This is a genomic window from Candidatus Enterococcus wittei (assembly GCF_002140175.1).
Lineage (GTDB): Bacteria > Bacillota > Bacilli > Lactobacillales > Enterococcaceae > Enterococcus_B > Enterococcus_B wittei.
In genome coordinates this window covers 483,799-503,799 of sequence record NZ_NGMO01000003.1, presented here as the reverse complement: position 1 = coordinate 503,799, position 20,001 = coordinate 483,799, and the positions used below count along the sequence as shown (strand labels likewise).

Genomic DNA, 20,001 nt, shown 5'->3' with positions numbered 1-20,001 from the left:
CGATTAGGGTTATTATTCTTCTATATATTAACATAAATATTAATATAGTATGTATTTTATAAATAAAAATATATATAATTAATATATGTGTTAATTATATAGGTTTAATAGTTTTTATATTTAATTAAAATATTATTGACAACGCTTACAAAGGAGAGTATTATCTGTCTCTTATACACATCTAGATGTGTATAAGAGACAGCTTACAAAGGAGAGTATTATTCAGTTATGAATCTGTCTCTTATACACATCTGTATTATTCAGTTATGAATTAAAGGAGGGGAAACATGAAAGCCAAAATGTCAGTCAATCGTACACCTGTCTCTTATACACATCTAGATGTGTATAAGAGAAGAGTATTATTCAGTTATGAATTAAAGGAGGGGAAACATGAAAGCCAAAATGTCAGTCAATCGTACACAGGGTATAGGAACGGTGGATCGCCGATTGTACGGTTCATTTATCGAACATATGGGACGTGCTGTCTATGGAGGAATCTATGAACCTTCACATCCATCTGCTAATCAAGCAGGATTTCGTCAAGATGTCATAGAGTTGGTGAAAGAATTATCTGTTCCATTGATCAGATATCCTGGAGGGAATTTCGTATCTGGATTTGATTGGGAAGATAGTATTGGATCTCGGAATCAGCGTCCGAAGAGACTTGATCTCGCATGGAGATCCATAGAAACCAATCAAGTAGGGTTACATGAGTTTGCAAAATGGTGTCAAGAAGTCGGAGCAGAGATCAATATGGCAGTAAATCTTGGAACACGTGGATTGGATGCTGCAAGAAATCTTGTCGAATATTGCAATTATCCTAGTGGGACTTATTGGAGTGAAAAAAGACGAGAACATGGACAAGAAGAACCATTTGCGATCAAAACATGGTGTTTAGGGAATGAAATGGATGGTCCTTGGCAAATCGGTCATAAAACTGCTAAAGAATATGGTCGTTTGGCAGAAGAGACTGCTAAAGCGATGAAATTAGTGGATGACTCGATAGAAGTTGTTTTGTGTGGAAGTTCAAGTAGCAGTATGCCGACATTTGGTGAGTGGGAGTTGACAGTGCTTGATCAGGCATATGAGCAAGTTGATTATTTATCTTTGCATCAATACTATGGAAATCCGACTGATGATCTAAAGCATTATTTGGCTCGTTCATTAGATATGGATCAGTTTATTTCTGGGGTGGTCGCAATGTGTGATGCGATCAAAGCAAAAAAACATAGTAAGAAGCAAATCAATTTGTCATTTGATGAGTGGAATATCTGGTATCATTCTGCAGAGCATGATTTAACAGTCAAACCTTGGCAAGTGGCTCCTCCTTTATTAGAAGATCACTATAATTTTGAAGATGCACTCCTTTTAGGGTGTTTATTGATCACTTTGTTGAAACATTCTGATCGTGTAAAAATTGCTTGTTTAGCTCAATTGGTCAACGTGATTGCTCCCATTATGACAGAAGAAAATGGTTCTGCATGGCGCCAAACGATATATTATCCTTTCATGCAAGTAGCAACGTTAGGTCAAGGAGTTGCTTTACGACCAGAAATCACAGTAGATAGTTATTCAACGAGCGACTTTGAGGAAGTACCCTATCTAGAAAGTATAGCTGTAATGAATGATGACAAAAATGAATTAGTTGTTTTTGCCGTTAACAGAGGGGAAGAAAACATGGAATTATCGCTTGATTTTTCCGATATCCAGGTAACGGAAGTGAGCGATTTTTCAGAAATGTCTGGTCATGATATAAAGACAGTCAATCAACCAGATAAAGAACAAATTAAACCAGTCAAGTCCACCGCTTATGAACAAAAGGATCAACAAATCCATTGTTTATTGAAATCGCTATCATGGAATGTGATTAGAATGAGTGTAGTCCCTAAAATTTAAGGAGGATATATCATGCGAGGAAAAAAAATCATTATCAGTTCACTAGTATTAGCTGCAACAACTTTGTTAGGTGCTTGTGGGAGTGGTGCTTCATCTGAAAGTAAAGATGGTGAAGATGTCACACTAACGTTTTGGAATGGTTTTACCGCTTCTGATGGGGAAATATTACAAGAAATCGTCAATGATTTTAATGAAAACAATGACAAAAATATCAAGATTGAAATGGATATTATGACTTGGGCCAATTTGAATGAGAAGCTTCCAACAGCTATTTCATCAAAAAAAGCGCCTGACTTTGTTGCTTTGAATTATGCCGATTTTGCTCAATATGTGGAAAATGGTGCAGTTCAACCAGTAGATGATTTTTGGGATTATAAAGGAGTGGATAAAGGTGATTTCAAAGATACCGCTGTTGATCTTGGAGTTGTAGATGACCAACAGTATTTCATCCCTATGCAAGTTCAAGGAATGTACATGTATTGGAACAAGGATCTATTCAAGCAAGCGGGTCTAGATGATGCAACACCGCCTACTACTTGGAAAGAACTGACTGAAATGGCACCTAAACTAGCAAATAGTGAAAAAAATGTTTCTGGCTTCGTGTTCAATAAAGATGGGACTGCGCCACTTTATAACTGGATGTTAGCCAATGGAGGCAAACTTGTGAATGAAGACTATACTAAGTCGGAATTTGCTTCGCCAGAAAACTTGAAGACATTAAAAGCGATCCAACAAATGATCCACACCGATAAAGCGGGACCAGAATCTATTTCTGGTGCAGAGATGGATAACTTGATGAATGCAGGACAATTAGCAATCGAAATCAATGGCCCATGGTTGAACAATGGATTAAAAGCGAATGAGATCGATTACGGTGTGACCACGTTACCGCAAGAAAGTAGTACGGGTGAAAAAACAGCTATTCTAGATGGAGTGGGATATGCAATTCCAGCTAGTACAGATAGTAGTAAAAAAGAAGCTATTTATGAATTCTTGAAATATTGGAATACAAGCGAAATCGGAAAAAAATGGAGTATTGAGAATGGTTTTCCAGCATATTTGACTTCTGTAGAAAATGATGAAGAAGTCAAAAATGATCCAATCGTTACAGAACTATCCAAACAAATGGAATATGCAAAACCTTACTTGCCAGGCTTCACAAAAATTGCAGCTATCAATAATGACATCATCAATCCATTGATTGAAAAATTATTAGCAGGTGAAGATCCTGAGAAATTAATGAATGATGCAGATAAACAAATTAATCAAATGTTGAAAGAATAATGTGTTTTTTATTATTTCACAGTTATGATATCTATTTTGCTAGGTTTCTTAGAACAAAATAATAAGTATTCAAAAGGTTTTGTCCTCGGTAATAAGACGAAGATTGAAGAATAGGATATCTATTTACTCAATATTCGTCTCATTACTCAGGTCAGAACGCTGCTGTCACAACCTAGATAAACGGTATTCAAGAAGCTACTCCTTGGACATAAGTCAAAAAATAAAAAATGTGAAAAACCATTTTGTATTTTTCATCCTTATGCCTCGGAGTAAAACGCTTCTTTCACAACCTAGACAAACGGTATTCCATCAGCTGACCTTCGGCACTAAGCCAAAATCTCAAAAAATATAGAAAGCTATTTTCTGAGATTCCGTCTTACTGCTCAGGTCAAAACGCTGCTGACACAACCTATAAAAAGAGGTGTATACACATGAAGGCATTTGCTAGATATTGGAATCGTCCTGATCGGGCGGCATACTTGTTTTTAGTGCCGTCTTTTTTGATTCTACTCGTGTTTACTGTTGTACCATTATTAGGAACATTCGCTATTAGTTTTACAGATCTGAATATCTTCTTTACTTCGAGAGAGTTTGTTGGGTCGAGTAATTTCCTACGTATTTTTAGTGACCAACGAGCTATTAATTCGTTGCTTCATTCATTATATTTTACGTTGCTAGAAACACCGACACAGATTATTGTGGGGTTACTCGCAGCAGTTGCACTGTCAAAAAATACTCGTTTTAATCGTTTTTGCCGATCTACATTTTATATCCCTGTAATCTGTTCATTGACGTCTATTGCGATTATTTTTTCCATGTTACTTGATCCAAACGTCGGTGCAATTCCTTATTTATTTTCTCAATTGGGTTTGCCTATCCCACAATTCTTTCGTGATCCAACGTTAGCGATGCCGACAATCGCTATTATGACTGTCTGGAAAAACTTCGGTGTAACAATGACCATTTTGATCACTGCCATCCAAGGGATTTCTCCTTCTCTTTATGAATCGGCACAAATGGATGGGGCAACGAATCGTCAGCAATTTTTTAATATTACTTTACCACAGATCATCCCTTCACTTGGATTTTGTATCTTGACTAATTTAATTGGGTCCATGCAAGTATTTGACCAAGTATATGTAGCGACAAATGGAGGCCCGCAATTTAAAACAGAAACGGCCGTGCAATATATCTACAGCCGAGGCTTCACTGCTCCTTATGAATTGGGCTATGCTTCAGCGTTGTCTTCTGTATTGTTTGTGATCATAGCAGCGATTGCCATTTCAACCAATTTGTATATGTCACGTAAAGAAAAACAAATGAAATAAGGGGGATTCGGATGCTTTCAGAGAGTTATACAAGTATTTCAACAAGTAAACAAAAAACAGTTGATGGAAAAAAATGGTTACGAACAATAGGAATGCTTTTGGTGTTACTGATTATTGCTTTTCCATTTTTATGGCTGATTATTTCCTCATTTAAGTATGAGAAAGACATTATTTCTTTTCCACCTAGGATTTTTGCGGATGAATACACATTTAATAACTACATCAAAGTTTGGTCTACGATTCCCTTATTGGACTATATCAAAAATACAGTCATTTTTGCTGGTGGAACAGTTATTACTTCGGTTTTTTTCGATTCACTTGCTGGCTATGCGTTTGCACGGATGCGTTTTAAAGGAAAATCTGTATTATTTTATTTTGTACTTTTGACGATGATGATTCCTTTTCAAGTTTTTATGATTCCACTTTTTATCCAAGTTAATTTCTTAGGGATGTTAGATACGTATGCAGGGTTGATTATCCCACGTATGACGACCGCTTTTGGTATTTTTATGATGCGTTCTTTCTTTATTACTTTACCAGATTCATTAGAAGAAGCCGCACGTATTGATGGATTAAGCGAGTTCAAGATTTTTTTGAAGATCATGTTACCGCTTAGCAAACCAACGTTATTGTCATTAGGTATTTTTACATTGATGAATAGTTGGAACGATTTACTCTACCCATTGATCTTAACAACTAGTTCCAAAATGCGTACGCTGCCAGCAGGTTTAGCTTTGTTTACCGGTCAAAATATTTCATTTTATGGACCAGTTATGGCAGGAACAGTGATTTCTATGCTACCTCTACTGATTATTTATATTTTTGCCCAAAAGTATTTTGTTCAAGGAACTGCAATGTCTGGAATGAAAGAGTGAGAAGATGAAATTTGTCGAAACCAAATGGTACAGTCAGCTTATCCAAATTTCTGATTATATTCTACTGGGGATTCTTTGGGTCATTGTATCATTACCGATTATTACAGTTATTCCTGCAAGTGCTGCTGTATTTGAAACGATGACACATTGGTCAAATGGGGAAAGTGGTCGAGTAGTATTTTTTTTCTGGCAAGGATTTAAAAAGAAATTGGGAATCAACTTAGTATTGAGTTTTTTAACAGGTAGCATCTACTTTTTGACGAATCTCATGGTACAAGAATCCTCGATTGTTTTAGTGGTCAGTGGCTATGTCGTGATGATCATTTATACGATGTTTCTCCTTTCTTGGCTGATATGTTTAAGTCAAAGTAAGCAACAGAGCATTGTCCGATTATTTCAAGAAAGCACTATGTTCGTTTTGATCAATTTTTTGAAAAATGGTCTTTGCTGTGTGGTGTTATTGACTTTTACATTATTCGTGTTTATGTTTCCGCCAATTATTTTTCTGCTGGCTGGTGGTGTTTGGTGTCTCATCTACCAACTTATGAATAATCAAAGGGTGAAAGGAGTATGGCAATGAAGCAAGTAGAAATAAAGATTCGTCAAGGATTTGATCAAGGAGCGATCAGTCCTCGTTTGTTTGGTTCTTTTGTAGAACATATGGGAAGTGTTGTTTATTCAGGAATCTATGAGCCAGATCATCCTAGCGCAGATAATCATGGATTCCGACAAGATGTTCTGACTTACGTAAAAGATTTATCATTAGGAGTGATCCGCTACCCAGGTGGTAATTTCACTTCAGGGTATAACTGGTTAGATACGATTGGCCCAGTTGAAGAGCGCCCACGAAAAGTTGAACTTGCTTGGCAAGGGATTGAACCAAATACATTTGGACTTCATGAATTTTTTCAATGGATCAAACAAATCGACGTTGAACCTATTTTGACTGTCAATCTGGGAACGAAGGGGATTTCTGAAGCACAAAATCTTGTAGAATATTGTAATTTTCCAGAAGGAACCTATTGGAGTGATAGACGAAAAAAAAATGGTCAAGAGCATCCTTTTGATGTCAAACTTTGGTGTTTGGGCAATGAGTTGGATGGCCCATGGCAGATCGGAGCCAAGAGTGCGTATGAGTATGGGAGATTAGCAAATGAAGCGGCAAAAGCGATGAAACTAGTGGATGATTCGATCGAAACGATTTTAGTGGGGAGTTCGACACCACTTTTACAGACTTATCCGGAGTGGGATCGGATTGCTTTAGAGCAGGCTTACGAGAATGTCGATTATATTGCTTTGCATAACTATATCGATAAGTATGATGAAGAAGATTTGACCAAACCGCCGAAGAAAGAACGAGATGATACACCAACCTACTTAGCGAAAGCCTATCGCTTTGATCGACAGATTGATGAAATCATTGCGACTTGTGATTATGTAAAAGGATATCTACGAAGTGAAAAAACAATGTACTTGGCTTTTGATGAATGGAATGTCCATGGACAACCTGAAAAAGTATATCAACCATTTGAAGTAGGGTCACCGATTGACTGGTGTCACTTTACTATGGAAGATACTCTTTTGTTTGGGACATTAGGTCTTGCTATCCTCAGACATGCTGATAGGGTAAAAATTGCTTGTCAATCTTTACTCGTGAACACGATCCCTTTGATTTTGACAGAAAAAGGTGGGATAGCTTGGCTGAACCCCACTTATTACGTAATGCAACACTTGGCAACCTACGCTAAAGGGCATGTACTAGATCAGCGCATAGTATGCCCAACATATGATTGTGAAAAAGTGCAGGATGTACCGGTGGTTGATAGTGTCATCGTTGTAAATGATATTGAGTTAGTGATTTTTTTAGTCAATCGTACAAAAGAAGCAAGTGAGATCAATCTTCACCATGACTTTTGTCTTGCGCAAGAAGCAAGGCAGATTGTTTTGAAAAGTCAAAATCTATTAGATAAAAATACGATAGATACACCTCATGTAATTTTGCCGAAAGAAGAGAAGGTGAATATTGGTGGTGGAAATAGGATTGAATTCATTATCGAAGGATATTCGTGGAATGTGATCAGAATAAAAAAATGTGAGGAACCTTTATGAGAAAAACGACCTATAAAAATCCAATCGTACTAGAACGAGCAGATCCTTGGATCTACAAACATACAGATGGCTATTATTACTTTACAGGTTCCTTACCTGGATATCAGTCTATTGAACTAAGGCGAGCGAAAAGCATTGACACGCTTCAAGAGGCAGAAACATTGCTCATTTGGCATGCACATGAATCTGGTCCGATGAGCCAATTAATTTGGGCTCCGGAAATTCATTATATTCAGGGGAAATGGTATGTTTATTTTGCTGCGAGTGATCATGAAGAAATAAGAGACAAAGATCATCATCATCGCATGTTCGTCATTGAAAATGAATCAGTTGATCCAATGAATACTAATTGGAAGGAAAAAGGACAGATCATAACTGCTTTCGATCATTTCAGTTTAGACGGCACAGTGTTTACACATCAAGATCGTTTATATTACGTTTGGGCGCAGCTTGAGCCTAAAATCCCTGGAAATTCCAATCTTTATTTATCTGAAATGGAAAATCCTTGGACATTGAAAGGCCAGCAACTATTATTGTCTATTCCCGAATATGACTGGGAGAAGCAAGGCTTTTCGGTCAATGAAGGTCCTGCGGTCATTATCCGTAACGGAAAAATTTTTATTACTTATTCAGGAAGTGCGACAGATGAAAACTACGCAATGGGCATGTTATGGATGGATGAATCAGCAGATCCGTTAGATAGTTTTGCATGGCATAAATTACCAGAACCAGTGTTTGTTTCTTCAGAAAAAAACCGACAGTTTGGACCAGGACATAACTCTTTTACGGTCTCAGAAGATGGAACAGAAGATGTGCTAGTATACCATGCTCGTCCTGAAAAAAATAAGGGAATTGATCCGTTAGATAATCCTAATCGTCATGCCAATGCACAAGTATTTACTTGGGATGAACAAGGCTTTCCTTTATTTGGAGAACCAGAACCTTATGCTGAAGTAATAAAATGAACTTAGAGTAATGAGCAAAGCCATTAGGAATTAGTGGTTAGATAACTTTGTCTCATGTCGAGTAACATACATCATAAAAATGAAGTTGAGACTGCACCTTTCGTTCCAAGAATAAATCGGAGGATCCAAAAATCGTTTGTTCGATTTTTTGAGTTTCTTCGGTTTATTTTTTGTATCTGTAGATTGATTGTCAAAGCTTTTTGAACAATTTTTGCTTTTTTTGTGTCTATTTCTTAGCTTTGCTTTCAATTTATATCCGACTAGAATAAAATAAATGATAGAAACAGTTTTAGAAAAAACGAAGGAGTACACTCTTGAAAAGATATTTAAATAAATTATCGATCAAGCAAAGAAAGATATTGACCATGATTTCGATGGGATTAGGCGTAATACTATTAGTGATGCTGAGTAATCTGTATCTACAATGGTGTCAAAATAATCTTTCGATTGATTTGGCCTTGAAATTTGCTTTTTCGTGGCATACAGAAAAATTTTTACTTGCTTGTCTGGTTTTGCTAACGTTACTTTTATTTTTGATGGCTATTACTGGTTCTTATCTTTTTGGTGCATTTTTTTATAGTGTTACAATTGGGATCTTAGGTTTTGCGAATTACATGAAAATGAATTACCGACAAGAGCCTATTTATCCAGACGATTTGAAAATGATCACGGAATTTGGATTGTTAAAAGATATGACAGGGACTACGATGTTTATATTACTTGCAGGAATGATCCTAGTGGCCTTTAGTGGATTGATTTGGGCGATTTATCGCAGTCTAAAAAAGGATCGGAAATTCCAGATCAATCGGATGTTCCTTTTAGCATCGACACTTTTATTGCTTGGATACTTTAGTCATTTCAATAATCCAGATAATCTGTTACGCCGAGCATATAACAAAACAGCTCTATGGATTCCTTATAGTCAAAAGATGAACTATTATAATACAGGTTTTATTGGTGGGTTTTTATATAATTTAAAAGTAGAACCAATGGAACAGCCAAAAGGATACTCTAAAGAAAAAATCGAAGAGATCACTCAAAAATATCAGAAGTTAGCGAATGAAAAAAATAAAACGGCAAGTGAAGAGCAACCCAATATTATTTATGTCATGAGTGAGAGCTTCTCTGATCCCAATCGATTAAATGGAGTGAACATCTCTGGCGATCCATTAGCAGATTATTATGCAGTGGCGAATCAAACATACAGTGGGAATATGCTCTCGCAAAATTATGGTGGAGGAACAGCGAATATTGAGTTTGAGGCACTGACAGGCTTTTCCATGGCATTGTTCAATACTCAACTGACTACTCCGTATACGATGCTTGTTCCTAAAATGGATCAGTTACCCTCTTTAGTTTCTACATTGAAAGCACAAGATTACCAAACGACAGCTATCCATCCGTACAATACTTCCATGTATAAACGAGAAGATGTCTATAAAACGTTAGGTTTCGACACGTTTTTAAGCGAGAAAAGCATGGAGTATACAGATACTATTGAGAATAATCCTTATATATCTGATCAATCAGCCTATCAAGAGATCATGACACACTTGGAGGAAAATAAAGCCCCACAATTCGTTCATTTAGTGACTATGCAGACACACATGCCCTATGGAGGGAAATATTCGAATATCCCTTATTCTGCCACGACAGATGATGGGAGTGGCACGGATACATTGGAAAATTATGTACGAGATATCTCGTATAGTAGTCAAGCGTTAAAAGAATTTACAGAAAAACTAAAAGACTTACCTAGACGAACCTTAGTTGTTTTCTGGGGTGATCATTTACCTGGAATTTATTCTGAAGAGATCCAAAACAAAAATGACAAACAGCTGTTACATGAGACACAATTCTTGATGTATGATAGCGAAGGAAAGCTAGAAAATAAAGATACGCAGGATGCCGTTACCAGTCCTTTTTACTTTGCAGCGAATCTTTTGGAACAAACCAATCTAAAGACCACAGGTTTTTATCAATTATTATTAAACATGGCTGATATCCTTCCGGCATTTGAACGAGGATTGTATTACCAACAAGGTCAATGGAGAAGTGAAGCACAGCTGAATAAAGCGCAAGAAGAAGTATACGAAGACTATCAATTGATTCAATATGATATTGTTTCCGGGAAACAATATAGTTTGAATGATGGTTTTTACGAAAAGTAACGGTTCATTTTTTCAATTACTTGTTTTTCAGTGGAAAAACAAAGTAAAATAGATACTATCTAAACATAGAAAGTGGGAAAAACAATGGTACCGAATATCGGTTATTATGTACAATCTGTCGATCAGATCGTAAAAGAGACAGAAACAATCGGTGAAAGCATGCACCCAAAATACGAACGTATCAGAGAAGCAATCGATCAAAATAAACTTACGGAATTAAGCCATGAGGAATTAAAAGAAACCGTTGAGCTATTTGAAAATGGAACAAAAAAATATCGTGAATTGTTAAAGAAAATCAGTTCACTTCGTCCACCCGCAAAAGCAATGGGAATCCATAAAAAATTTGAAAAAGCTTATTTGTCTTATGTAGCAGGTTGTGAAGAAATGACTCAAAGTATCCAGCTTGAAAAGGGTGTAGATGCAGAATTATTTAATGCTGCTGAAGCAAAACAAGATCAAGCAACTGACGATATTTCTGCAGCTATCCAAAAAATGACGAATCTGTTATTGAAAAAATAATCAATCTATAGAGCTAAATCGAAACAAATGAAACTGTGTCTATGTGCGTAGCTTTAAAAGAACAAGCCGGCGAATCCGAAAATAGATTTACTATTTTCGAGACTCACCGGCTTATTTTTAATTAAGCTATTTCTGAAATACTTTAACCGTTTTGGCTTTTCCCTTTATTCTTTCCCTTTTTCTTCATACAGAGAAGAAATGGTTGTATACCATTCAAAGATGTGTTGTACCAGTACTTTAGCTGCTGCGTATACTGGAATCCCTAAGATCACACCTATGATCCCAAAAAGCTTTCCTGAGGTCAATAGGACAAGTAAGATAGTAACTGGGTGAATCGATAATTGATTACCCAAAACAAGTGGTGAAATCAAACGGCCTTCAATCGTTTGCTCGACTACAAACACGATCAGTACTTTGACTAGCATGATAGGTCCTGCAACGATGGCTAAAAAGACTGCCGGAATCATTGCTAAAAATGAGCCGAGATAAGGAATCAAGTTTAGAAATCCAGCTACGATCCCTAAGGTAACGGCATATTCTAAGCCAATGATGGCAAACCCGATTATAAACATGATTGCAACGGCAAAAGCTACCGTTAGTTGACCACGGATATAAGAGGAAACTTGACTATTCATTTCAGATAGCACTTTTAAAGTAGGTTTGCGCATCCGTGTCGGTAAAAATTTCACCATATAAGGGGCTAATTGTTTGCCATCTTTTAATAGATAAAATAGGATAAATGGCATTGTCAGTAATGCAACAATGACTGTTGCTACAGCACCGACAAAACTTCCTAAACTTTGTACAGTATTTTTTGAGAGATCTTTAAGGATATCACTTCCCGAGCTCATCAATTGATCGCCCGTAGCTTCCAACTGATCTCTAAATTGATTAAAGAGTGGATCTCGCAAAATTTCCGTTAGTTTCGTATCAATCGTATCAACATATTGAGGAAAGTTGCTGGCAAAGCTGACGGTTTGTTCTTGGATTTTCGGGATAATCACTACTGATCCCCAGATAATCAAGGCAACAACAACGATGAACAGACCGATAATACTATAGACTCTGGAAACTTGTCTTTTTTCTAAATAATCCACGACTGGGTTCATCAGGTAGTATAAGATACCCGCTAAAATAATCGGTAAGCTGACAATGGCTAAAAATTGCCAAACAGGTTCAAAGAGATAGGATACTTTTGTAAACAAAAAAACGATCAGTAAGATCAAGAGTACGACTAATAAAGACGTGACCACTTGATTGTTTAAGAACCATCGCCAGAACCAAGAGACGGGTCTAGTCTTTTTATTTTTTTCTTCCATCAGTTCACCTGCTTATAGACGATTTTTGTTCCTACTTTTATTTTCGGAAGTTGATAAGGCGATAAATAAATACCATTTGCAATTTTATTTTCTTCTGATTGTTGACCAAAAATCAATGTGCTGTGACCAACTGTTGTCAAATTGTCATTGGCTAGTGGTCCGATATGTTCAATCAAGTATTCTTGCTCATCAAAAGAGATAGAGTCTCCTATTTGTAGCGAGAAAGCTACTTCTGATGTGATTTCTTGGATAATCGAGTAATTGCGTAGTGCAGCAGTTGCGGACTGATCAAATAAAATCAGTAGGGGTTCTTTTTCGGAAAAGGCAGCTGTGCCTACTTCTTTGATTATAGCGTGAATCATCTTTTTCTCTCCTTTACTACGTAAATATCGTTCCTTGAATAGCTACAAAAACAGTATAACATATTCTCTTTGTTTACCCTCATGAATGGTTATGTGATAGAATAAAAAAGGAAGAAAGTATCATTATTGAGGAGGGGTCAAATGATTGAAAGAATCATTCTAGGAACATATACAAAACGAAAAAGCGAAGGGATCTATCATATCGAATTAGATACGCAAAAAGAAGAATTGAACAATCTTTCATTAGTAACAAAGGAAACCAGTCCAACGTATCTTACCAAGAGTGAAGCAGGAAATCTTTATACAGTGACGAGTAGGGATGGTCTAGGTGGCGTAGGGTCATATGATGATTCGTACAATTTTTTGAATGCGGTAACAGAATCTGGTGCGCCCTTATGCTATGTAGCGGTTGATGAAGCACGTCAACTAGTTTACGGTGCTAATTATCATAAAGGTGAAGTAAATGTGTATCGCATCTTAGAAGATGGTGGATTAGAAGCAACGGATGCTGTTTTCCACCAAGAAGCCACTGGACCTCATGAAAATCAAAACCATGCGCATGTTCATTACACTGATTTAACACCAGATCAACGCTTAGTTGTTTGTGATCTAGGAACTGACCGTGTGTATACTTATGATGTTGACGATCAAGGGAAATTAACGAAAGTTGCAGAGTTATCAGTCGAACCAGGAACAGGTCCACGTCATTTAGTGTTCCATCCAAGTAATGAAACCGTCGCTTATTTATTTGGTGAGTTAGATAGTACTGTTCGTGTTCTTTCTTATGATAAGGAATCAGGACAGTTCAAAGAGTTGCAAAAAATCAGTACACTGCCAGAAGATTATCAAGGAGAAAATGGTGGTGCAGCGATCCGGATCTCCAATGACGGACGTTTCCTTTACGCCTCAAATCGAGGACATAACTCCATTGCCGTATTTTCTATTTCAGAAGATGGCGAAAAACTGGAATCCATTCAGACTATATCTACCGAAGGAGACTTTCCAAGAGATTTTGCTTTAGACTCAGACAATAACTATGTTGTTTGTGCTAACCAAAATACGGATAATCTTTCCCTTTACAAACGAGATGCAACTACTGGGAAATTAACACTTTTACAAAAAGATGTATACGCACCCGAATGTGTCTGTGTGTACTTCGATTAAGGAGCATGGAAAATGAGAAGAGATGATGTATTAGATCGATTACGTGAAGAACTGGAAATTCCGTTTTTTCAAGGGAAATTAGAAGATAAAGAATACAGTGAAGAAGAGTATCAAAAAATTAAAAATGATTTAATCAAATATTTTGATGACTATGTCAGAAATGTAGAAAATTAAAAGAAATATACGAAAGATGCTAAGACTAGGTCGACGGATATAACACAAAAAAGACAGAGAACCAGAAATAGGATTAGCTATTTCTGGTTCTCTGTCTTTTTTACCTGATGAATGAAACAGTAGGCGGATAAATAATTTATGTCATAATCTTACTATTTTATATTAGAAAATTAGAAATCTTTTCCCAAAGCTACTGCTTGATCTAAAGCTGCTTGCATCAACTCTTCTGCACGATCTGGTGTGTAATCAATACCTTCGATGAATAGTTGTTCTACTTGATCGATTCCGACAAAATTCAAAATGCCTTTCACATATTGTGAAGCAAAATCTTGCCCATTGTAGATGCCACCACTTGATTGGATATGCAACGCTTTTTTACCAGTCACTAACCCTTCAGGACCGTTTTCTGTGTAGCGGAAAGTTTTCCCAGCCACATTGATCGTGTCAAACCATGCTTTTAATTTCGTTGGAATATTTAAATTCCATAAAGCATTTGCGATAACGATGTTGTCTGCCGCTAAGAATTGCTCTGTCAGCTCATTGAAGCGAGCAATTTTTTGTTGTTGGCTTTCAGATAAATCAGTAAATACAGTCCCTGCGCGAAGCGCTTCCCAGCCAGAAAGTAATTCTTCATCAATTTCTGGAATATCATCACGGTAAAGTTCTAATACAGTCACTTCATCGTCTGGATGATTATCTTTATAACTTGTTAAGAAAGTAGTTAATGCTTTAACAGAACGTGATTCTTGTTCGGTTAATGGATGTCCTTTGATTACTAATAATGATGCCATATGCTCTCTCCTTTTGACTAAAATGTCAGTTTTTGTAGACTAACAATGCTAGTGTACTTGAAAGAGAAAAGGGTATCAAGCTTTTTTACTAATAAAAAGTAAGATGAATATTTTTTATTCTGTATTTGCTCATTTAGCAAGTCTCAGATAACTCTGATTCTTGAAACAAAGTATTTGCATCCATGATATATGTTGCCTGTAATCCCTGTTTGGCAAGATAATCTGTGATGATTTTTGAATGTTCATCTTTTTCACTAAGAACATAGTATTTTTTTTCAGGAGAGAAGATTTTTAAATAATCAGGTAAATATTTAGCAGGAATGGATAGGGAATTACTCAGATGATTTTTTACATAGTCTGAGGTTTTTCGCGTATCTAAAATAACTGTCTCTTCTCTTTTGTAAATGAAATGGAGTTCATTCACTGTAATTGATTGGCTCATGGGCTTCATTCCTTTATAGATAATGTCCCTATTTTAGAAGGAAATAACCTTTCATTCAAATAAATACTAAGAATTTATACCTTTTTTAATTTTGATTGTTATATATGAAAAAAGAGTGAAAATAACTTGCAAAACTAAATCTCAATGTTATAATGACAAGGTGTCATATGACAGCGTGTCATTTTTTGTGAGGAGGAAGAGAAATATGCCGACACAGACTTTTTTTCATTTACCAGAAGAAAAGCAACAACGACTTTTACAAGCAGCAAAGGTCGAATTCTCAAGAGTACCGTTAAAGGATGCTTCAATTGCCAATATTGTCAAACTCTCTGGCATTTCCCGAGGAAGTTTTTATCAATATTTTGAAGATAAAGAAGATCTGTATTTCTACTATTTTGAAATGGTCCGTCAGAATAGTACGAGAAATATGATCCAAATCATGAAAGAAGCAAATGGAGATTTGTTTGCAGGCTTTGAACTTTACTTCACGAAGATGATTCGAGATATTCTAGAAGGGGAAAATGCGCTATTTTATAAACATCTTTTTATGAATATGGATTATCGAGCATCAAGAAAGGTCATTCCTCATACCCATGACCATTCGTCTCCCCATAAAAAACATCGAAAAGAGATAAATGAGTTGATTAGTTTGATTGATCGGACAACTTTAAAAGTCAACAATGACTATGAAATGGAGTTGCTGATCCAGTTGATTATGAGTACAGTGTTTACTACGATCGCTCATTCTTATAAATCGTTTTCGCATTCTGGGGAATATTCTGTTGAAAAAGCGATTGAAGAATTTAAATTGAAACTTGCATGGTTAAAAAACGGTGCATATAAATAGAAAGAAGGGAAACGGATGTTAAAAATCGTAAAACGGATCTCATTGACCTCAGCAATTGCTGCAACAGTCTTCATGGTGATTCAAGTATTATCTGATCTTTATTTGCCGACACTGACATCAAACATCATTGACAAAGGAGTCGCACAAGGTGATGTGGATTACATTTGGCGAACAGGTTTCGTCATGATTGGTTTTTCGTTGATCAGTATTTTTGCTGCCATTGCCAACACTTTTTTTGCCACACGTGAATCACAAAAACTTGGCAAACAACTACGAACAGAAGTTTATGAGAAAGCGGAAAGCCTAACCAAAGATAAATTTGATAAATATGGTACGGCAACGCTGATTACACGTACCACCAACGATGTTACTCAAATCCAAATGGTGATGCAAATGTTCTTACGGATGATGATCAATGCACCGATTACGCTTATAGGTGCCAGCATTTTGGCTTATCAAAAAGATCAACAACTGACAAAAATATTTTTAGTCGTCATTCCTGTCATGATCCTATTGATCGGTGGAATCATGTATTTTGCCGTACCATTATTCAAGAGTATGCAAAAGAAAACCGACCGTTTGAACTTAGTCTTTCGTGAAGGATTAACAGGAGTGCGAGTGATCCGTGCGTTTGACAAAACACGCTTTGAAGAAAATCGTTTTGACTTAGCTAACAAAGATTACACGAATACTGCTATCAAAGTAAACACGATCGTGGCTTTGATGATGCCATTGATGACCTTGATCATGAGTGGAACAAACGTAGCAATTACTTGGTTTGGAGGACACTACATAGCGGATATGACGTTAGAAGTCGGAAATCTAATTGCGTTTATGACTTACGCCATGCAAATTTTGATCAGCTTTATGATGCTATCTGCTATTTTTATCATGGTCCCACGGGCGCAAGCTTCTGCTGACCGGATCAATGAGGTTTTAGAAGAAGAAGCGGGCATTAGTGATCCTAAAGAACCTAAATCAGTGGCTTTAGCTGGTAAAGACGCAAGCTTGGTATTCCAACATGTGAATTACCGTTACCATGGCGCCGAAAAACTAGCTTTAGAAGATATTGATTTTTCTGCAAAATCTGGTGAAATCGTTGCTATCATCGGTGGAACTGGTTCTGGTAAGACAACTTTGGTCAATTTGATCCCACGTTTGTATGATATTGAATCTGGAACGATCATGATCAATGGGACGAAAATTGATGAAATGACACAGTACAACTTACGCGATTTGATGGGCTTTGTTCCTCAAAAATCGATTCTATTTTCTGGAACGATCCGTGAAAACATGCAATACGGAAGAGCGGATGCAACCGATGAAGTCATCTGGAAAGCTTTAGAGATTGCACAAGCAAAAGATTTTGTTTCAGAATTGGAAGAAGGGCTTGATAGCCATGTGGAACAAGGTGGCGGAAACTTCTCTGGTGGACAACGGCAACGTTTAGCAATTGCTCGAGCATTAGTGAAAGAAGCAGATCTCTATGTTTTTGACGATTCATTTTCTGCATTAGACTTTAAGACAGATGCCAAGCTTCGTCAGGCTTTGAAGGACAATATGAAAGATAGTATCACTGTATTAGTGGCACAACGTGTCAGCACGGTCATGGATGCCGATACCATCTTAGTATTAGATGAAGGCAGACTCGTTGGAAAAGGAACTCACAAAGAATTAATGGAGACGAATGAAACGTATCAAGAAATCGTTAGTTCACAACTAAGAGAGGAGGACTTAGCATGAGTAAAGGAACCAATCGACCTTCTCAACCTATGGGTGGTGGTCCAGGACGCCATATTGGTGCAAAAGGAGAAAAACCAAAAAATTTCTGGGGAACCGTCAGACGGTTATTTGGCTATATGTCTAAACGATTAGTCGCAATCATTGCTGTATTTGTCTTAGCAGTTGCCGCAGTCATTTTCCAAATACAAACACCAAAGGTATTAGGGAAAGCAACGACTGAGATTTTCAATGGTGTGATGTTAGGTGCAAGACAGATGCAAGCAGGACAGCAAGTGACAAAGTTTCCTATTGATTTTGATAAAATTGCCCAAATCATCGTCACGGTAATCTTGATGTATTTGATTTCTGCTGTCTTTAATTTTTTACAACAATTTATAATGACAAGAGTTTCTCAACGAACTGTTTATGAATTACGTCATGATTTAGAGGCAAAAATGAATCGTGTACCAATTTCTTATTATGATACGCATACAAATGGTGATATCATGTCTCGTGCCATCAATGACATGGATAATATTGCTAGTACGTTGCAACAAAATTTGACACAATTCGTAACGAGCGCGGTCACTTTGATTGGGGTCATCGTCATGATGTTATCCATCAGTTGGCAGTTAACGTTAGTAGCCCTTTTGATGATTCCGTTGAGCTTGATCATCGTGATGGTCATTGCTCCTAAATCACAAATTTTCTTTGCCGATCAGCAAAAGAGCTTAGGGCTATTGAATAACCAAGTAGAAGAAACGTATAGCGGGCATACGATCGTTCAAACATTCAACCATATTGCCCAAGACCAAGAAATCTTTGAAAAAGAAAATGAAAATCTTTACGCGGCAGGCTGGAAAGCTCAATTTATCTCCGCAATCATCATGCCTTTGATGAATTTCGTAAAAAATCTGGGATATGTCTTTGTTGCAGTCCTGGGTGGGATCAAAGTAGCAAACGGAAATATGACGCTAGGGAATGTTCAAGCGTTCTTGCAATATACGACGCAATTCTCTCAACCAATCACACAATTAGCGAGTTTGATGAACACGATCCAGTCCACAGTAGCATCAGCTGAGCGGGTCTTTGAAGTGCTCGATGAAGAAGAAATGACCAATGAAAAATCAGGTTTGCCAGTTGAAGAAAATACACCTTACAAAGTACGTTTTGAAAATGTCCAATTTGGCTATTCATCAGATAATTTACTGATGACAGATTTCAATCTTGACGTCATGCCAGGACAGATGGTTGCTATTGTCGGTCCGACCGGTGCAGGTAAAACAACGTTGATCAATCTATTAGAACGTTTCTATGATGTCTCTGGAGGAAGCATTCGTTACGATGGGGTAGATACAAGGGATGTTTCTCGTGATGTCTTACGTGCACAGTTTTCAATGGTTCTACAAGATACATGGTTGTTTACGGGAACAATTTACGATAATATCAAATATGGAAATGACGATGCGACAGATGAGCAAGTAATTGAAGCAGCAAAAGCAGCTCATGTGGACGAATTCGTGCGCAAGTTACCCGATGGATACGACACAATCTTAAATGAAGATGCAAGTAATATTTCACAAGGACAACGACAACTGATCACGATCGCTCGAGCATTCTTAGCGAATCCAGATGTCTTGATTCTTGATGAAGCCACTTCAAGTGTGGATACACGGACAGAAATCTTGATCCAAAAAGCCATGAATCGTTTATTAGAAAATCGCACTAGCTTTGTTGTGGCTCACCGTCTTTCAACTATTCGTGATGCCGACAATATTATCGTCATGAATCATGGATCTATAGTTGAAACAGGTAACCATGACGAATTAATGGAAAAAGACGGATTTTATGCAGATTTATATAATAGTCAATTTACAGAAGAAGACGAAACATAAAATATTTGTCGATGAAATACTCAATCTGACAGAGTTCAGACAATCATAAAATAACTTATAATTTTTATGGAAACCGCAAATTTATAGAGGGAAATCTAGTATAAAATTTGCGGTTTTTCCTTTACATATGGATAGAAT

Annotated in this window: 18 protein-coding genes; 14 read left to right on the top strand and 4 right to left on the bottom strand. The window is 36.9% G+C overall.

The genetic code is table 11. From position 1 onward, the window contains the following. Positions 1-390: 390 nt before the first annotated feature. The 9 genes from arfA to A5844_RS10040 all read left to right on the top strand — a co-directional run bounded on the left by arfA (position 391) and on the right by A5844_RS10040 (position 11,147). The gene (arfA, locus tag A5844_RS10080) at positions 391-1,896 is read left to right on the top strand and encodes an arabinosylfuranosidase ArfA (RefSeq protein ID WP_086285054.1); all 1,506 of its coding nucleotides are present in this window, start codon (positions 391-393) and stop codon (positions 1,894-1,896) included. 12 nt (positions 1,897-1,908) lie between these two features. Continuing rightward, the gene (locus A5844_RS10075) at positions 1,909-3,180 is read left to right on the top strand and encodes an ABC transporter substrate-binding protein (protein WP_086285053.1); all 1,272 of its coding nucleotides are present in this window, start codon (positions 1,909-1,911) and stop codon (positions 3,178-3,180) included. 431 nt (positions 3,181-3,611) lie between these two features. Then, the gene (locus A5844_RS10070; protein ID WP_086285052.1) at positions 3,612-4,508 is read left to right on the top strand and encodes a carbohydrate ABC transporter permease; all 897 of its coding nucleotides are present in this window, start codon (positions 3,612-3,614) and stop codon (positions 4,506-4,508) included. A gap of 11 nt (positions 4,509-4,519) precedes the next feature. Further along, complete coding sequence (locus A5844_RS10065) at positions 4,520-5,383, top strand: carbohydrate ABC transporter permease (protein ID WP_086285051.1); 864 nt, start codon at positions 4,520-4,522, stop codon at positions 5,381-5,383. Positions 5,384-5,387: 4 nt separating this feature from the next. Then, positions 5,388-5,963, top strand: coding sequence for a DUF624 domain-containing protein (locus tag A5844_RS10060; protein WP_086285050.1), 576 nt, complete (start codon positions 5,388-5,390; stop codon positions 5,961-5,963). Then, positions 5,960-7,492, top strand: a complete 1,533-nt coding sequence (locus A5844_RS10055; protein ID WP_086285049.1) for an alpha-N-arabinofuranosidase — start codon at positions 5,960-5,962, stop codon at positions 7,490-7,492. The genes A5844_RS10060 and A5844_RS10055 overlap by 4 nt, the downstream gene beginning before the upstream one ends. Further along, positions 7,489-8,457, top strand: a complete 969-nt coding sequence (locus A5844_RS10050; RefSeq protein WP_086285048.1) for a glycoside hydrolase family 43 protein — start codon at positions 7,489-7,491, stop codon at positions 8,455-8,457. The genes A5844_RS10055 and A5844_RS10050 overlap by 4 nt, the downstream gene beginning before the upstream one ends. Positions 8,458-8,771: 314 nt before the next feature. Continuing rightward, complete coding sequence (locus tag A5844_RS10045; RefSeq protein ID WP_086285047.1) at positions 8,772-10,628, top strand: LTA synthase family protein; 1,857 nt, start codon at positions 8,772-8,774, stop codon at positions 10,626-10,628. 84 nt (positions 10,629-10,712) lie between these two features. Then, positions 10,713-11,147: a hypothetical protein gene (locus A5844_RS10040; RefSeq protein WP_086285046.1), complete on the top strand. Its 435-nt coding sequence runs from the start codon at positions 10,713-10,715 to the stop codon at positions 11,145-11,147. 164 nt (positions 11,148-11,311) lie between these two features. On the opposite strand, the gene A5844_RS10035 is transcribed toward A5844_RS10040, so the two are convergent. Together A5844_RS10035 and A5844_RS10030 are read right to left on the bottom strand one after the other, a co-directional pair. Continuing rightward, positions 11,312-12,466 carry an AI-2E family transporter gene (locus tag A5844_RS10035; protein WP_086285045.1) on the bottom strand — a complete coding sequence of 385 codons (1,155 nt, stop codon included), beginning with the start codon at positions 12,464-12,466 and terminating at the stop codon, positions 11,312-11,314. Continuing rightward, a complete protein-coding gene (locus A5844_RS10030) occupies positions 12,466-12,828 on the bottom strand; it encodes a PTS glucitol/sorbitol transporter subunit IIA (protein ID WP_086285044.1) in 363 nt (120 codons plus the stop codon). The genes A5844_RS10035 and A5844_RS10030 overlap by 1 nt, the downstream gene beginning before the upstream one ends. 141 nt (positions 12,829-12,969) lie before the next feature. On the opposite strand from A5844_RS10030, the gene A5844_RS10025 reads away from it, so the two are divergent. Next, complete coding sequence (locus A5844_RS10025) at positions 12,970-13,992, top strand: lactonase family protein (RefSeq protein WP_086285043.1); 1,023 nt, start codon at positions 12,970-12,972, stop codon at positions 13,990-13,992. Between the two features lie 12 nt (positions 13,993-14,004). Next, a complete protein-coding gene (locus A5844_RS14310) occupies positions 14,005-14,166 on the top strand; it encodes a hypothetical protein (protein ID WP_086285042.1) in 162 nt (53 codons plus the stop codon). 170 nt (positions 14,167-14,336) lie between these two features. Here A5844_RS14310 and A5844_RS10015 read toward each other — a convergent pair whose 3' ends face one another. Together A5844_RS10015 and A5844_RS10010 are read right to left on the bottom strand one after the other, a co-directional pair. Beyond that, the gene (locus A5844_RS10015) at positions 14,337-14,957 is read right to left on the bottom strand and encodes an NAD(P)H-dependent oxidoreductase (protein ID WP_086285041.1); all 621 of its coding nucleotides are present in this window, start codon (positions 14,955-14,957) and stop codon (positions 14,337-14,339) included. A 133-nt stretch (positions 14,958-15,090) separates the two neighbouring features. Beyond that, positions 15,091-15,399, bottom strand: coding sequence for a rhodanese-like domain-containing protein (locus tag A5844_RS10010; RefSeq protein WP_086285040.1), 309 nt, complete (start codon positions 15,397-15,399; stop codon positions 15,091-15,093). A gap of 205 nt (positions 15,400-15,604) precedes the next feature. Here A5844_RS10010 and A5844_RS10005 point away from each other — a divergent pair, with 205 nt between their 5' ends. From A5844_RS10005 to A5844_RS09995, 3 genes are read left to right on the top strand one after another with little or no spacing between them, the layout of a single operon-like run. Continuing rightward, a complete protein-coding gene (locus A5844_RS10005; protein ID WP_086285039.1) occupies positions 15,605-16,246 on the top strand; it encodes a TetR/AcrR family transcriptional regulator in 642 nt (213 codons plus the stop codon). A gap of 15 nt (positions 16,247-16,261) precedes the next feature. Then, complete coding sequence (locus tag A5844_RS10000; protein WP_086285038.1) at positions 16,262-17,989, top strand: ABC transporter ATP-binding protein; 1,728 nt, start codon at positions 16,262-16,264, stop codon at positions 17,987-17,989. Then, positions 17,986-19,863, top strand: a complete 1,878-nt coding sequence (locus A5844_RS09995; protein WP_086285037.1) for an ABC transporter ATP-binding protein — start codon at positions 17,986-17,988, stop codon at positions 19,861-19,863. Before A5844_RS10000 ends, A5844_RS09995 begins: the two co-directional genes overlap by 4 nt. The last annotated feature ends 138 nt before the right edge of the window (positions 19,864-20,001 follow it).

Bases quoted from the DNA above. Each gene is read 5' to 3' on its own strand.
- A5844_RS10010 (WP_086285040.1), bottom strand. From the start codon at position 15,399: ATGAGCCAATCAATTACAGTGAATGAACTCCATTTCATTTACAAAAGA.
- A5844_RS10055 (WP_086285049.1), top strand. From the start codon at position 5,960: ATGAAGCAAGTAGAAATAAAGATTCGTCAAGGATTTGATCAAGGAGCG.
- A5844_RS10040 (WP_086285046.1), top strand. From the start codon at position 10,713: ATGGTACCGAATATCGGTTATTATGTACAATCTGTCGATCAGATCGTA.
- arfA (WP_086285054.1), top strand. From the start codon at position 391: ATGAAAGCCAAAATGTCAGTCAATCGTACACAGGGTATAGGAACGGTG.
- A5844_RS10030 (WP_086285044.1), bottom strand. From the start codon at position 12,828: ATGATTCACGCTATAATCAAAGAAGTAGGCACAGCTGCCTTTTCCGAA.
- A5844_RS10000 (WP_086285038.1), top strand. From the start codon at position 16,262: ATGTTAAAAATCGTAAAACGGATCTCATTGACCTCAGCAATTGCTGCA.
- A5844_RS14310 (WP_086285042.1), top strand. From the start codon at position 14,005: ATGAGAAGAGATGATGTATTAGATCGATTACGTGAAGAACTGGAAATT.
- A5844_RS10005 (WP_086285039.1), top strand. From the start codon at position 15,605: ATGCCGACACAGACTTTTTTTCATTTACCAGAAGAAAAGCAACAACGA.
- A5844_RS10015 (WP_086285041.1), bottom strand. From the start codon at position 14,957: ATGGCATCATTATTAGTAATCAAAGGACATCCATTAACCGAACAAGAA.
- A5844_RS10075 (WP_086285053.1), top strand. From the start codon at position 1,909: ATGCGAGGAAAAAAAATCATTATCAGTTCACTAGTATTAGCTGCAACA.
- A5844_RS10035 (WP_086285045.1), bottom strand. From the start codon at position 12,466: ATGGAAGAAAAAAATAAAAAGACTAGACCCGTCTCTTGGTTCTGGCGA.
- A5844_RS10065 (WP_086285051.1), top strand. From the start codon at position 4,520: ATGCTTTCAGAGAGTTATACAAGTATTTCAACAAGTAAACAAAAAACA.
- A5844_RS10070 (WP_086285052.1), top strand. From the start codon at position 3,612: ATGAAGGCATTTGCTAGATATTGGAATCGTCCTGATCGGGCGGCATAC.
- A5844_RS09995 (WP_086285037.1), top strand. From the start codon at position 17,986: ATGAGTAAAGGAACCAATCGACCTTCTCAACCTATGGGTGGTGGTCCA.
- A5844_RS10050 (WP_086285048.1), top strand. From the start codon at position 7,489: ATGAGAAAAACGACCTATAAAAATCCAATCGTACTAGAACGAGCAGAT.
- A5844_RS10025 (WP_086285043.1), top strand. From the start codon at position 12,970: ATGATTGAAAGAATCATTCTAGGAACATATACAAAACGAAAAAGCGAA.
- A5844_RS10060 (WP_086285050.1), top strand. From the start codon at position 5,388: ATGAAATTTGTCGAAACCAAATGGTACAGTCAGCTTATCCAAATTTCT.